Genomic DNA, 13,527 nt, shown 5'->3' with positions numbered 1-13,527 from the left:
CCCGTGACCGGAACCGCACGCCCCGACGTCCTGGTCGTCCTGACCGACCAGCAGACCGCCGACGCGATGAGCGCCGCCGGCAACCCGTACCTGCGCACGCCCGCGATGGACGCGCTGGCCGCAGCCGGCACCCGCTACACCGACGCGTACTGCGCCCAGCCGCTCTGCACCCCGTCCCGGGCCAGCCTGCTGACCGGCCGGGCGCCCAGCGCGCTCGGCGTCACCGGCAACAGCGGCGGCCCGGCGGACCCGCTGCTCGGGCGGTTGTTCCGGGACGCCGGGTACGACTGCGGGTACGGCGGCAAGTGGCACCTGCCCGAACTCGACCTGCCCGCGGGCCGGGGCTTCGAGCGGATCCACCCGGCGGGCGACGACGACGGGCTGGCCCGGGCCGCCGCCGCGTACGTCGGGGCCCCGCGCGAGCGGCCGTACCTGCTGGTCGCGTCGTTCCTGGAGCCGCACGGCATCTGTGAGTGGGCCCGCGGCCAGCCGCCGCGCACCGGCCCGCTGCCGCCGCCCCCGCCCGTCCCCGAACTCCCGCCGCTGCCATCGAACTTCCCGACCGCACCGTACGCCCCCGCGCTGCCCGACCTGGCCCGCCGGGCCCAGCCGCACACCCACCCCACCGCCGACTGGCACGAGGACGACTGGCGCCGCTACCGGCACGCCTACTACGCGCTGGTCGAACGGGTCGACCGGAACGTCGGCACGCTGCTGGCCGCGCTCCGGAAGGACCGCGACACCGTGGTGGTGTTCAGCTCCGACCACGGCGACGGCGCGGGCGCCCACCGCTGGAACCAGAAGTGGGCGCTGTACGAGGAGTGCGTCCGGGTGCCGTTCCTGCTGGCCGGCCCCGGCGTCCCGGCCGGCGCGGTCGACGGCCGGCTGGTCAACACCGGCCTCGACCTGATCCCCACCCTGTGCGACCTCGCCGGGATCGCCCCGCCACCCGGTTCGTCCGGCCCGTCCGATCCATCCGGCCTGCCCGGCCGCAGTGTCCGTGCGCCCGACCCGCACCCGTACGTCGTGGTCGAGACCCGCTGGGAGGGCCCGGGGCTGCAGAACGCGCTCGGCCGGATGGTCCGCGCCGGACGGCACAAGTACGTCTGCTACGCCTGGGGCGACCACCGCGAGCAGCTCTTCGACCTGGCCGCCGACCCCGGCGAACTGGTCAACCTCGCCGTGGACGCCCGCCACGCGGAGCCGCTCGACCGCTTCCGCCGCCTGCTGGCCGCGCACTGCGCGGCCGGCGCCGACCCGTTCGCCCGCTTCGTGCCGCCGCCCGCCGGGCCGCCGTGAGAAACGTCAGTGCCAGAGCCGGTCGACGCCGGTCGGGTTGGGGCCCTCGACCGGGCCGATGAAGTCCTCCAGCAGGCCGCGCAGCCGCTCGACCCGGGCCCGGTCGGCCATGAAGGCGAGGAACCCGGCGGGGCTGGTGTTGGCGTACGCGGACAGGGCGGGCCAGTTCGGGACGGTGATGTCGGTGCGGGCGGGCCACTGCGCGGAGGCGCGCTGGGCCTCGGTGCTGAGCCGGTAGCTCAGGTAGAGCTTGGCGGCGGCCGGGTGCGGGGCGGCGGCCAGGATCGCGCCCGGCTGGTACCAGGACTGGAAGAAGTCCTCGCGGGCGGGCAGGAAGCGCAGCGTGTCGCCCGCGCCCGGGTTGAGCGGGTAGGACGAGGTGAAGGTGGCGGCCCGCTCGCCGGAGGCGATCTTCGCCAGCGGGGTGGCGGTGCCGCGCACCCAGAGCGGGTTCTGCGCCTGGAGCTTCTCCAGCCAGCCGTAGCCGTGCCGGTCGATCAGCTGCTCGAACTGGTAGAGCACCGCGTCGTCGTCGTGCGGGTAGGTCAGCACGATCCGGTCCTTCAGTTCCGGCCGCAGGTAGTCGACGGCCTCGCGCGGCGCCCGGTCCGCGGGGATGACGGCGGTGTCGACGACGTTGGAGAACGCGAACGCGAACAGCGCGCAGTACGTGCCGTCCGGGTCGGCGTACGCCGGGTCGCCGTGCTCCGCCCCCAGGGGCCGGTACGGCAGCAGCAGGCCCTCGCGCTTCCAGTGCGGGAAGTCGTGGAGGGTCTGCAGGTGCACCACGTCGACCCGGTTCTCGCCGCGCAGGTGCAGGCCGTCGACCCGGGCGTTGTGGTACTTGCTCAGGTCGACGGTCACCTCGACGTCGATCTCCGGGAACCGCTCGGCGAACCCGGCGGTGTACAGCCCGGCCTGCTCCGGCGCGTCGCCGCCCGCGTAGACGACCAGCCTGCCGCCCTCGTCCTTCGCGGCCTCGTACAGCCCGGCCATCGCCACGTTCTCGTCCCGCTCGCTCATCGTGCCGTTCCTCTCGGACGCCGGGGCGGACGGGCCGCCCCGGCCGCCACCTCCCACGGTAGGAACAGCGGGCCGTCCGGGCACGCCCGGAGCGGGGGGCTACGGCCGGACGGCGATCAGCTCGCGCCCGCGCAGGGTGTACAGCGTGCCGTCCTCGTCCGCCGCCAGCCGGGCGCCGCTGTACCACTCGGCGTCCAGCCGGACCAGGACGGTCGGCGCCAGCGAGTCGCGGTCCAGCCGGAACAGCGTCCGCTCGCTGACGCCGTACAGCGTGCCGCCCAGCGCCAGCAGCCGCGGGTTGGCGGCGGAGACCGCCCGCAGGTCGGTCCGCCGGGCGACGGCCGGGACGAAACCGGGGCGGCCCGAGCCGCGCAGGTCGACGGTGAACGCCCAGCCGTCCACGGTCAGGCCGTACAGGGTGTGCCCGTGCACCGCCAGGCTGCTCACCCCGGCGCCCAGCGCACCGTCCAGCCGCCACAGCTCGCGGCCCGCCACCGGGTCCCAGCCGGCCAGCGTGCCGCGCGGACCGGTCGCCTTGGCGTTGTCGCCGCCCAGGAACGCCTGCCCGCGCCCGGCCGCCACCGCCCGGACCAGCTGCCCGGGGCCGAGCGGGTCGACGTGCACGGCCGGCGTGCCGCTGCCCGGCCGGTAGGTGACGAACGAGCCGCCGCCGGTGGTGTCGGCCTGCACGCCGAGCAGCAGCAGGCCGCTGTCGCCGTCCCAGCGGACCACCTGCGGACGGTTCTGCTCCTGCGGCAGCGCGGCCTCCCGCACCGGCACCGCGTCGCTGCCCGGGCGGTACCGCCAGATGCCCTGCGAGGAGTAGACACCCAGGTAGAGCGTGCCGTCGTCGAGGACCACGGTGTCCTTCGCCTCGCCCGGCACCGGCAGCTTGCGCACCGTGCCCGCCGCCAGGTCGTGCAGCGCCAGCGAGCCGTTCCCGCCGACGTACACCCGGCCGCCGCCGGCCGCCACCGACATGCCGAGCTGGGCGCCGCCGGGCGCCCCGGCCTCGATCAGGTCCCGGGTGGTGACCGCGTTCGTCGCCAGGTCGAGCGTCCACACCGTGCCGCCCTCGGTGACGCCCGCCAGCGTGCCGCCGTCCCGGCCCAGGCCCCAGGAGTTGCCGTCCGGCACCGGCACCGCGAGCTGCTCCAGCGCGCCGGTCGCCAGGCTCAGCCGCCACAGCACGCCGTGCTCGGTCGAGGTGAACCAGACCGTGTCGCCCTGGCGCTGGAAGTTGGTCACGCTCTTGCAGCCCGGCACCGGGAAGGACCGCAGCACCCGGTGGTCGGCCGGGTCGAGCAGCGCGACGTGCGCGGGCTGGCCCTCGGTGCTGACCGCCAGCAGGTCGTCGCCGAGCACCGTCACCCGGCGGATGATCACGTCGTCGCGCAGCTCCGGCGGGGTGATGTCGGCGACCGCGCCGGTCCGCCGATCGACGGCGAACAGGGTGGCCCGGGTCGCCCCGCCGCCGCCCGCCAGGTTGCTGCCCACCCCCAGGTAGGCGTGGGTGGCGGTGGCGGCGACCGCCCGGCCCTGGGTGGCGCCCGGCGCCGGCGAGGCCACCTCGGTGACGGCGCCGGTGGCCGGGCTCCACGCGTACAGGCCGGGCCCGGCGGCCCGGCCCTTCTGCCGCCCGGTCGCGTAGACCGTGCCGTCGGGCGCCACCGCGACGTCCCGGACGTCCGCGCCCGGCACGCTGCCCAGCGCGGTCACCGTGCCGTCGTAGCGGTACAGGTTGGCGGCCTGCGGCGCGTCCGTCACCCCCAGGTACAGCGCGCCGCCGAACGCCGCCGACCCCTGCACGAAGTTCCCGGTCGGCAGCACGGCGCTCGCCGTCACCCGCCCGGACGCCAACTCGTAGCCGACCACCCGGGCGGGCGAGAGGTTGCGCGAGCCGATCCACAGCGTCCCGCGCAGCAGGGTGGCGCTCATCAGCGGGAAGTCGGCGTTTCCGGGGCCCAGTTCGGTCACGGTGGGCGCGGGGCGGGCGGCGGCGGGCGAGCCCAGCGCGGTCAGCGCGGCCGCCGCGCCGCCGCCGATCAGCAGCCGGCGGCGGGACGGGGAAGAGGCGGACATGGTGCTCCCAACGGGCGTGCGGTCAACGGAGGTCGAAATACGAGGGCGGTTGCGCCCGACGGCGACGGGCTCGCGGTCAGGCCGGGTCGAGCGAGGGAACGGCGGCCGCGGCGAGCAGCTCCCGGGTGTACGGGTGGGCGGGCGCGGCGAACAGCTCGGCGGCCGGCCCGTGTTCGACCACCCGGCCGCCGCGCAGCACCAGCACCTCGTCGCACAGGTGCCGGACCAGCGCCAGGTCGTGCGAGACGAACACCAGCCCGACGCCGGTGCGTTCGCGCAACTCGCCGAACAGGTTGAGGATCTGGGCCTGCACCGACACGTCCAGTGCCGAGGTCGGCTCGTCCGCGACCAGCACCTCCGGCCCGACCGACAGCGCGCGGGCGATCGCCACCCGCTGCCGCTGCCCGCCGGAGAGCCGGTGCGGCCGGGCGTCCAGCACCGTCTCCGGCAGGCCGACCAGCTCGCACAGCCGCTCCGGGCCCGGCGCGTCGGCCAGTCCGTGCGCGGCCGGCGGCTCGGCCAGCGCCTCCCGGACGGTCATCCGCGGGCTGAGCGAGGCGTACGGGTCCTGGAACACGAACTGCACCCGGCGGCGCAGCGCCCGCTCCTCCGCCCGGCCCACCTCGTCCCAGCCGCGCCCGCCGACCCGGACCGTCCCGGACTGCGGGCGCAGCAGGCCGAGCAGCGCCCGGGCCAGCGTCGACTTGCCGGAGCCCGACTCGCCGATCACCCCGACCGCCCGGCCCGGCGCGGCCCGCAGGCTGACCCCCTCCAGGGCGGGCGGGCGGCGGCGGCCGTAGCGGACGGTCAGGTCGTCGGCGACCAGCACCGCTTCGGCCGCTTCTGGGGCAACAGCCTTGCGCAAAAATGGAGTTGAAGGGGCCTGCGCGGGGAGGCCGTCGGCCGGGTGGTGGCAGGCGAAGCCGTCGGCCGGGTCGCCGGTCCAGCCGGGCTGGCCGTCCGCGCAGCGTTCGGTGGCGGCCGGGCAGCGGGCGGCGAACGCGCAGCCGGGCGGCTGCTCGCCGGCGGCCGGGGGGCGGCCGGGGATGACGGTCAGCGGGTGGCCGGGCGGGGTGTCCAGCCGGGGGACGCCGGCCAGCAGGCCGGCCGTGTAGCGGTGCCGGGGGCGGGCCAACAGGCTTGCGGCGGGGGCCCGTTCGGCGGTCCGGCCGGCGTATGTCACCTGCACGGTGTCGCAGCTGCGGGCGACCGTGCCCAGGTCGTGGGTGATCAGCAGGACGGCGGTGCCGGTCTCGTCGCGCAGCCGCACCAGCAGGTCGAGGATCCCGACCCGGGTGGTCGGGTCGAGCGCGGTGGTCGGCTCGTCGGCGATCAGCAGCTCGGGCCGGTTGGCCATCGCCATCGCGATCAGGACGCGCTGCCGCATGCCGCCGGAGAACTCGTGCGGCCGGTCGCGGTAGCGGCGGGTGGCCTCGGCGATGCCGACCTGGTCGAGCAGTTCGAGCGCCCGGGCCTTCGCGGCGGCCCGGCCCGCGCCGTGCACCAGGGCGGCCTCGGCGAGCTGGCGGCCGACCGGCGTCCGGGGGTTGAGGTAGGCCAGCGGGTCCTGGAAGACCATGCCGATCCGCCGCCCGCGCACCGCCCGCATGCCGGGCTCGTCCAGCGCGAGCAGGTCGGTGCCGCCGAACCGGACCGTTCCCGCGGTGGTGCGGCAGCGCGGCGGCAGCATCCGGTTGACGGCCAGCGCGGTGAGCGTCTTGCCGGAGCCCGACTCGCCGACCAGGCCGAGGATCTCGCCCGGCCGCACGGTCAGGTCGACGCCGTGCACCACCTCGGCGCCGGCCGCCTCGACCCGCAGCCCGCGCACCTCCAGCAGCGGCCCGCCGACCGTCCCGACTACCGCCCGGTCGCCCGTGGTCACGGTCATCGCAGTCTCTCCCGGTTGAACGAGTCGGCGAGCAGGGTCAGCCCGAACACCAGCAGGCCGAGCAGCACGACCGGTGCCAGCGCGTAACCGGGCTGCAGGAACAGGTACTTGGAGCCGGTGTTGATCATCGTGCCGAGCGAGGGCGCGGGCGGCTGGACGCCCAGGCCCAGCACGCTCAGGCCACCCTCGATCTTCACCGCGTGCGCCATCGCCACCGCCAGCAGCGCGGTGGTGGCGTCCGCGACGTTCGGCAGCACGTGCCGGCGCAGGACCCGGCCGCGCGGCACCCCGAGCACCCGGGCGGCCACCACGTGGTCGCGGGCCAGCTGGCCGAGCAGCGCGGCGCGCGCCTGCCGGCCGAACGAGGGCAGCGCGCTGAGCACGATGGTGGTCACCACGGTGCCCAGCCCGGGGCGCAGCAGCAGCGCCAGCGCCAGGCCGAGCAGCAGCCCGTGGCAGCCCAGCAGCAGGTCGAACAGCCGCTGCACGGCCTCGCCGAGCAGCCGGTTCAGCCCGCCGAGCAGGCCCAGCAGGGTGCCGAGCGCCGCCGCCGCGGGCACCGCCAGCAGGCAGACCAGCAGCTCGGTGCGGACCCCGGCGAGCGCCCGGGCCAGCAGGTCGCGGCCGACCTCGTCGGTGCCCAGCAGGTGCGCCGCGGACGGCCCGGCCAGCGCCTGCCGCCCCTGCCGGTACGGGTCGGTGCCGAGCAGCAGCGGGCCGAGCAGCCCGAGCAGCACCACCAGCGCGACCAGCACCGCCCCGGTCCGGCCGCGCGGGGTGCGCAGCGCGGCGGGCAGCGCGGGGCGCCGGGGGAGCCGCCGGAGCAGCGGCGGGCGGCGCAGCGGTGCGGCGTCGGCGGTCATCGGGCCTCCCCGGTGCCGGCCCGGGCGATCCGCGGGTCGAGCCGTCCGACCAGCAGTTCCGAGCCGAGTTGGACGAGCACGGCGACGGCCACCGCGAGCATGATCAGGGTCTGCGCGACCGGGTAGTCGCGCTGGTTGATCGCGTCCAGCAGCAGCTGCCCGAGGCCGTGCCGGGCGAACAGCTGCTCGGCGACCACCGCCCCGCCGAGCAGCTCGCCCAGGTGCAGGCCGAACTCGACGCAGAACGGGGCCAGGCTGTTGGGCAGCACGTGCCGCAGCAGGATCCGGCGCGGCGAGGCGCCCTTGGCGACGGCGGTCAGCACGAACTCCTCCTGCCGGGTCCGCCGCAGCTCGGTGGCCAGCAGCCGGGCCAGCACCACCGAGCCGGGCAGCGCGAGCGCGACGGCGGGCAGCGCCAGGTACTGCACGGCCAGGTCGGGCGCCGCGAACAGGTCCTTCTCGCCGCCGGCCGGCAGCACCCGCAGCACCACCGCGAAGACGAACACGAACAGCACCGCCGTCACGTACACCGGCAGTGCCAGCAGCGCGGTCGACACCGGGTCGAGCACCCGGGCCAGCCGCGGCCGCCGCTCGGTGGCCAGCGCGGCGCCCAGCAGCAGCCCGAGCAGCAGCATCAACACCGCTGCGGCGAGCGCGAGTTGGACGGTGCTGCCGAGGCTCTGCCCGATCAGCCGGGTGACCGGCTCGCGGTAGTGGAAGGACAGCCCGGGATCGCCGGTGAGCAGGCCGCGCAGCCAGCCCAGGTACTGGACGGGCAGCGGCCGGTCGACGCCCAGGCCGCGGGCCAGCCGGTCGTGCTGCTCCTGGTCGGCCTCGGCGCCGAGCGCGGCCGAGACCGGGTCGCCGGGGGCGAGCCGCAGCAGCAGGAAGACGGCGACGGAGGCGAGCCAGAGCGTGGCCAGCGCTCCGGTCGCCTTTCTGGTCCAGTACGGCACGGGGGTGCTCCGGGGTCGGGTGGGACGGCGGTCCGGCCCGGCCCCGGGGAAGCGGGGCCGGGCCGGGCGCCCGGCGGATCGGGCGCGGTCAGGCGGATCGGGCGCGGTCGGGCGCGGTCAGGCGGTGCGGCGGGTGTCGTCGAGCCGCAGGTAGCCGAGCGCGCTGGTGGCCACGCCGCGCACCGCCGAGGCGAAGGCGTAGGTCTCCCAGGCGTGTGCCAGCGTGATGTGGAAGGACTGGGTCAGCAGGTACTCGGACAGCTCGTGGTTGACGTCCGCCCGGGCCCGCTCGTCCGGGGCGGCGAACGCCCGCTCCTGGAGCGCCGCGTACGCCGGGTCGGTGACGTGCGAGGTGTTCCGGCCGACCTGGAGCGGCCCGGAGACGGTGATCCCGCTCAGCGGGGAGACGCTGACCATGCCGTGGTTGGCGACGAACAGGCCCTCCAGGGTGCCCTGCTGGATCTTCGGCTGGAGCGCCGCGTTGTCCAGCAGCTGCACGTCGACGCCGAACCCGGCCTGCTCCAGGTCGTACTTGACCAGCTCCACCAGCGAGGAGAACAGCGGCGAGTTGGCGGCCGTCAGCGGCACCCGGACGCCCTCCGCGCCGGCCTCCCGGAGCAGCCCGCGGGCCTTCTCCGGGTCGTGCGCGTACCGCTTGACCTGGTCCGGGGTGACGCCGGGGGTGTTCGACGGCCAGGGCAGGCTGCTGGCCTCGGCGTAGCCGCCGTACACCTGGTCGACGATCCGCTCCCGGTCCACCGCGTACTGCAGGGCCTGCCGGACCCGCAGGTCGTCGAACGGCTTCGAGGCGGTGTTCACCCCGAGGAACGCCTGCTGGTACGAGGACTTCGCGGACTGCACGGTGAAGGCCGGGTTGCCCGCCAGCACCTTCAGGTCGCGGCCCGGCACCGCGCCGATCAGGTGCGACTGGCCGGACTGCAGCGCGGACAGCGCGGCCTGGCTGCCGGTCACCGAGCGGATGGTGACCGCCTCGAACCGCGGCCGGCCGCTCTGCCAGTAGCGGTCGTAGCGGGCCAGGTCGAGCTGGTTGCCGCCCTTGAAGGACTGCCAGCGGAACGGGCCGGTGCCGTTGACCTTGTCGGCGGCCTTCCCGTCCACGTAACTCCGGGCGTCCACCACCGGGTTGAAGGCCAGCGCGTCGAACAGGTTGCTGGTCGGCTTCGCCAGCGTCAGGGTGACCTCGTTCGGACCGCTGGCCTTGATGTCGGCCAGCCGCTCCAGCAGCGGCTTCACCTGCGAGGTCTTGGTGGCGCCGGTCAGCGAGAACACCACGTCGTCCGGGCTGAGCGCCCGCCCGTCGTGGAAGGTGACGTCCTCGCGCAGCTTCAGCACCACCTTCGTCCGGTCGGCGCTCCACTCCCAGGACTTCGCCAGCCACGGCACCGGCTGCAGGGTCTGCGGGTCGAGGTCGACCAGCCGGTCCAGCACCAGGTTGACGAAGACCGGGGTGTCCGGCCCGCGGTGCAGCAGCTGGGTCGGGTCGGGCGCCGCGCCGTAGACGATCTGCAGGTCCGGCGCGGACGCGGTGGCGGAGGCGGCGTCCGCCCCGCCGGCCGCGTCGTCGGTGGCGGAGCGGCAGCCCGCCGCCAGCAGGGCCGCCCCGGCGCTCAGGCCGAGGAACCCCCTTCGGTGCAGGCCGGTACGGCGGGCCGCGTCGCTCATGGTGGTGCTACCCCTTCGGGTCGGTGGCGGCTGTGCGCCGGGGGAGTGGTCAGAACTGGGTGACGGTGACGCTGTCGCTCCACGCCACCACGTCGGGCCCGCCGGTCGGGTACGGGATGCCCTTCGCCGGGTTCCAGTTGGCCCGGTAGATACCGGTCTTGAAGTACGGCGCCTGGTTCTGGTGGTAGTTGTTCAGGCCGCTGTACGAGCCGACCTGCACGCCGTCCCGGTAGACGGTGATCGCGCCGGGCGTGGTCGGGGTCGACCAGGTGACGTCGAACGCCCACTGGTTCCAGTGCCCGAACTGCACCGACCCGAGCGGGATCACCGCCTCGTCCACCGTCGACGGGTCGACCAGCCAGTGCACCTTCAGCCGCCAGGAGCCGTCCTTCACGGTCAGCGCGATCGGCGGCTTGGTGTCGCTGCCGTCCGCCAGCGGGTAGCCGTGCCACTGGGCGAGGATCGTCTCGGTCGGGGTCTGCACCCAGTCCGCCGGCAGGTAGTCGGCCAGCGCGAACCGGTAGCTCCCCCAGCCCAGCGCGTTCACCGCCACCTCCGCCCGGTACGAGGCGCCGTCGTCCGGCACGCTGAACCGGGCCGCCGAACCGCTGCCCCCGCCCGGCGCGGGCGCCACGGTGATCGAGCCGTTGCCGTCGACCCGCTGCCTGGTCCAGGCGGAGACCGAACCGGACTCGAAGTCGTCGGCGAAGACGGTGGTGGAGGCGGACGCGGGCCAGGCGGCACCGACCACGGCCAGTGCGGCGGCGGCCAGCGCCGTGCCCAGGCGTACTGCCTTGTTCATGGTGGAACTCCTCTACGGGTGTGCGGACTCGGACGACGGACCGGGGGTACGGCCGACCGACCCGGGCTCGGGTCAGCCGACCCGGCGACAGGAGCCGCCCGGTCCCACCCAGGTCGGGCTGGACCAGGCCCACTGGTCGTTCAGCTGCCGCACCCGCACGTGGTAGAAGTCGCCGTCGCCGTCCGGCCGTTCGTCGGTCAGGTCGATCCCGGCGGACAGCTCGGCGTCCGGCACCGCCCGGTCGAAGCGGTACGCGCCGGAGACGAACCCGCCGGTGAACCCGGTCCGTGCGCCCTCCCGCAGGTCGCCCACCGACCAGGACGTCTCGACGCCGTTGACCACCGCGGTCAGCCTGGTCCGGTCGTCGCCGTCGACCCGCAGCGAGAAGCCCTGGGTGCTGTCCGTCGAGGTGTTCGGATTGCCCTCGGTGACGGTGCGCAGCCGCAGCCCGCCCGGCCCGGTGCGCTCCCAGTCGGACGGCCGGTAGGTGGCCGGCTCCGCGTCGGCCGGGGCGACCGTCTCCGAACCGCGCAGCCGCGGCTGGACGTCCAGCAGCCGCCCGCCCTCGACCCGCAGCTCCACCTCCCAGCGCACCGCCTCCTCGCGGCGGCCCCAGCCGACCGCGAAACCCAGCGTGCCGGTGAACGCGTCCGTCGCGGCGGCCCCGGCGAGCAGCTCGGGCCGGCTGACCCGGTGCACCGGCACGCCGTTGCGCAGCAGCTCCACGTAGTCCAGCGCGTCCCGGCCCCGGACGTCGACCCGGATCCGCCGCTCGGCGGTCGGCGCCGCCTCGGCGCCCATCGGCGCGCCGTTCACCGAGGTGGCCAGCACGATCCGGTCGCCGGTGATCGCGTAGGTGCGGCGTCCCTGCACCGCGCCCCAGACCCCGTCCCGGGTCAACTCGTCGGCCCAGACGGCCAGTCGGCCGTGCCCGTGGCTGCCGGGGAAGGCGCTGTGGTGGTCGGTCGAGCCGATCAGCCCGAACCGGTGCCCCAGCCGCAGCCCGTGCAGCGCCGTCCCGACGGTGCCGCGCGGCCCCATCGTGTGCAGGTAGGCGCGCGGCGCCTCGTCCGACTCGGCGCAGCCGTGCATCGACACCATCTCCACCACCGGAGCGAACTCCTCGGTGAACGAAGCCCAGTTGACGCCCCGCCGGGTCGGCCCGTAGCCGATGTGGTGCGGCAGCGCCCAGGTCCGGGTGCCCTGCGCCGCCAGCTCGCGCAGCCGCACCCGCAGGCCCTCCAGGCTGCCCGCCCGGATGATCTCGCCGCGCGGCCCGTCGAAGTACACGCAGTGGTCGCCGTGCGCCAGGCTGTGCCACTCGAAGGACTGGAAGGTCACGAACCGGCCGTCCTGGTGCGCGGCCGCCGTCACCTCCTGGACGTGCTCCCACTGCCGCGCCAGCCGGGCGAAGCCCTCGGTGTGGTAGTCGACCAGGCCCGCCAGCTCCGGCGTCCGCTCCGGCAGGTCGTGCCACCAGCCGTGGCCGGTCACGCTGGCGAAGTCCAACTGCAGCCGGGCGTTGGCGTAGGCGTCCTCGACGCTGCCGTGGCCGTAGCTGATCCCGCAGTGGTTGTGCAGGTCGCCGACGTACAGCCCGAGCCCGGCGTACCCGGGGATGTCGGTGGTGGGAACGGTCATCGGCGGCCCGGCCTCCTTCTGCTTCGGCATTTCATCGACTATGAGAAGAAGTTAGCCGCTCCGGGGCGGGGTCGGTCAAGATCGACCCGGGGCACGTTGTGTGATCGCCATCGGGGGAAACATGTCCGTCACGAACGATCGGCAGGTGGAAGTGGGTCTGACCAGCGCAATCGCCCCGATTCTCCGTCCGCGCGCTCCGTCCGACTTCTCTTCGATCTGATAGAAAGTGGGCGAGTCAGTCGACCCGCACCCGCTCTCCCCACCCTGGACGGTCCCGATGCCGCACCCCGCCCCGCCCGCCGCCCCCGACCTCACCGGCTCCCACCTCGTCCGCGCCCCCGAACGCCCCGAACCCGGCTACTGGGCGGGCTGCCCCTCCGTCCGCTACGAACCCGACCGCGACCGCTTCCTGCTCACCTACCGCGAACGGCGCCCGCGCGGCACCGCCGGCGGCCCCGACCGGGGCTGGCGCTGCGCCGTCGCCGAGAGCACCGACGGCATCGAGTTCCACGACCTCTGGTCCGTCCGCAGCGACGAACTCCGCACCCCGTCGATGGAACGCCTCGCCCTGCTCCGCCGCGACGGCGAGTACCTGCTCCACCTCAGCTACGTCGACCCCGCCGACAACCGCTGGCGCATCGACGCCCTGCGCGCCCGCCGCCCCGAGGACTTCGACCTCGCCACCCGCACCCCCGTCCTCACCGCCGAGAACACCGGCACCGAAGGCGTCAAGGACCCCTACCTGCTCGACACCGGCGACACCGTCCACCTCTTCAGCACCGTCTCCCGGGCCCGCCCCCTCACCCCCGCCGAACGCGACCGCGCCCACGCCACCGCCGACATCCACACCACCGGCCTCACCGTCCAACCCACCGCCCGCGCCCAGTCACCCGACGGCCGCCACTTCACCACCGCCCCCGGCCGCGCCGCCGAAACCCTCGACGTCGGCCCGCCCGGCGCCTGGGACGCCTACGAATCCCGCATCACCGCGATCGTCCCCCACCCCCGGGCCGGCTGGCTCGCCCTCTACGACGGCTCCGCCGACGCCACCGGCAACTACGAGGAACGCTGCGGCCTCGCCACCTCCCCCGACCTCCACCACTGGCACCGCCTCACCCCCGACACCCCCTGGCTCCCCACCGCCCGCTACGCCGACCTCGTCGCCGCCCGCGGCCACTGGTACCTCTACTACGAACACACCCGCCCCGACGGCGCCCACGAACTCCGCACCGCCATCCTCGACACCATCGCCGACCTCCCCCCGACCCCGTAACCCCGCGACCCCGCGCG

10 protein-coding genes are annotated in these 13,527 nt (G+C 75.4%); 2 read left to right on the top strand and 8 right to left on the bottom strand.

The genetic code is table 11. The features are described from left to right. The first annotated feature begins 3 nt into the window (after window positions 1-3). Window positions 4-1,299: a sulfatase family protein gene (locus tag KSE_RS09130; protein WP_014135002.1), complete on the top strand. Its 1,296-nt coding sequence runs from the start codon at window positions 4-6 to the stop codon at window positions 1,297-1,299. A 6-nt stretch (window positions 1,300-1,305) separates the two neighbouring features. On the opposite strand, the gene KSE_RS09125 is transcribed toward KSE_RS09130, so the two are convergent. From KSE_RS09125 to KSE_RS09090, 8 genes are all read right to left on the bottom strand, one after another. After that, entirely contained in the window at window positions 1,306-2,322 is a 1,017-nt protein-coding gene (locus KSE_RS09125; RefSeq protein ID WP_014135001.1) for an ABC transporter substrate-binding protein, read from the bottom strand. Between the two features lie 99 nt (window positions 2,323-2,421). Next, on the bottom strand, window positions 2,422-4,404 hold the full coding sequence (locus KSE_RS09120) for an NHL repeat-containing protein (RefSeq protein ID WP_014135000.1): 1,983 nt from the start codon (window positions 4,402-4,404) through the stop codon (window positions 2,422-2,424). A 76-nt stretch (window positions 4,405-4,480) separates the two neighbouring features. After that, a complete protein-coding gene (locus KSE_RS09115; RefSeq protein ID WP_014134999.1) occupies window positions 4,481-6,292 on the bottom strand; it encodes a dipeptide ABC transporter ATP-binding protein in 1,812 nt (603 codons plus the stop codon). Then, on the bottom strand, window positions 6,289-7,155 hold the full coding sequence (locus KSE_RS09110; protein WP_014134998.1) for an ABC transporter permease: 867 nt from the start codon (window positions 7,153-7,155) through the stop codon (window positions 6,289-6,291). Before KSE_RS09110 ends, KSE_RS09115 begins: the two co-directional genes overlap by 4 nt. Then, complete coding sequence (locus KSE_RS09105; RefSeq protein WP_014134997.1) at window positions 7,152-8,111, bottom strand: ABC transporter permease; 960 nt, start codon at window positions 8,109-8,111, stop codon at window positions 7,152-7,154. Before KSE_RS09105 ends, KSE_RS09110 begins: the two co-directional genes overlap by 4 nt. 117 nt (window positions 8,112-8,228) lie before the next feature. Then, a complete protein-coding gene (locus KSE_RS09100; protein ID WP_014134996.1) occupies window positions 8,229-9,794 on the bottom strand; it encodes an ABC transporter substrate-binding protein in 1,566 nt (521 codons plus the stop codon). Window positions 9,795-9,843: 49 nt separating this feature from the next. Next, entirely contained in the window at window positions 9,844-10,596 is a 753-nt protein-coding gene (locus tag KSE_RS09095; RefSeq protein ID WP_014134995.1) for a polysaccharide lyase, read from the bottom strand. Between the two features lie 72 nt (window positions 10,597-10,668). Next, complete coding sequence (locus KSE_RS09090; RefSeq protein WP_014134994.1) at window positions 10,669-12,267, bottom strand: CehA/McbA family metallohydrolase domain-containing protein; 1,599 nt, start codon at window positions 12,265-12,267, stop codon at window positions 10,669-10,671. A 196-nt stretch (window positions 12,268-12,463) separates the two neighbouring features. Between KSE_RS09090 and KSE_RS09085 the strand changes: the two genes are divergently transcribed. After that, window positions 12,464-13,510 (top strand): glycoside hydrolase family protein, encoded by a 1,047-nt coding sequence (locus tag KSE_RS09085; RefSeq protein ID WP_231873147.1) that lies wholly within the window; start codon window positions 12,464-12,466, stop codon window positions 13,508-13,510. Window positions 13,511-13,527 lie beyond the last annotated feature (17 nt).

Origin of the sequence: Kitasatospora setae KM-6054 (genome assembly GCF_000269985.1) — a bacterium.
In the GTDB taxonomy this organism is placed as follows: domain Bacteria; phylum Actinomycetota; class Actinomycetes; order Streptomycetales; family Streptomycetaceae; genus Kitasatospora; species Kitasatospora setae.
Note: the sequence above shows the minus strand (reverse complement) of the source record. Positions and strands in the feature narration are given on the sequence as shown.

Coding starts and splice junctions, on each gene's coding strand:
- KSE_RS09125 (WP_014135001.1), bottom strand. CDS start 2,322: ATGAGCGAGCGGGACGAGAACGTGGCGATGGCCGGGCTGTACGAGGCC.
- KSE_RS09120 (WP_014135000.1), bottom strand. CDS start 4,404: ATGTCCGCCTCTTCCCCGTCCCGCCGCCGGCTGCTGATCGGCGGCGGC.
- KSE_RS09115 (WP_014134999.1), bottom strand. CDS start 6,292: ATGACCGTGACCACGGGCGACCGGGCGGTAGTCGGGACGGTCGGCGGG.
- KSE_RS09110 (WP_014134998.1), bottom strand. CDS start 7,155: ATGACCGCCGACGCCGCACCGCTGCGCCGCCCGCCGCTGCTCCGGCGG.
- KSE_RS09100 (WP_014134996.1), bottom strand. CDS start 9,794: ATGAGCGACGCGGCCCGCCGTACCGGCCTGCACCGAAGGGGGTTCCTC.
- KSE_RS09095 (WP_014134995.1), bottom strand. CDS start 10,596: ATGAACAAGGCAGTACGCCTGGGCACGGCGCTGGCCGCCGCCGCACTG.
- KSE_RS09090 (WP_014134994.1), bottom strand. CDS start 12,267: ATGCCGAAGCAGAAGGAGGCCGGGCCGCCGATGACCGTTCCCACCACC.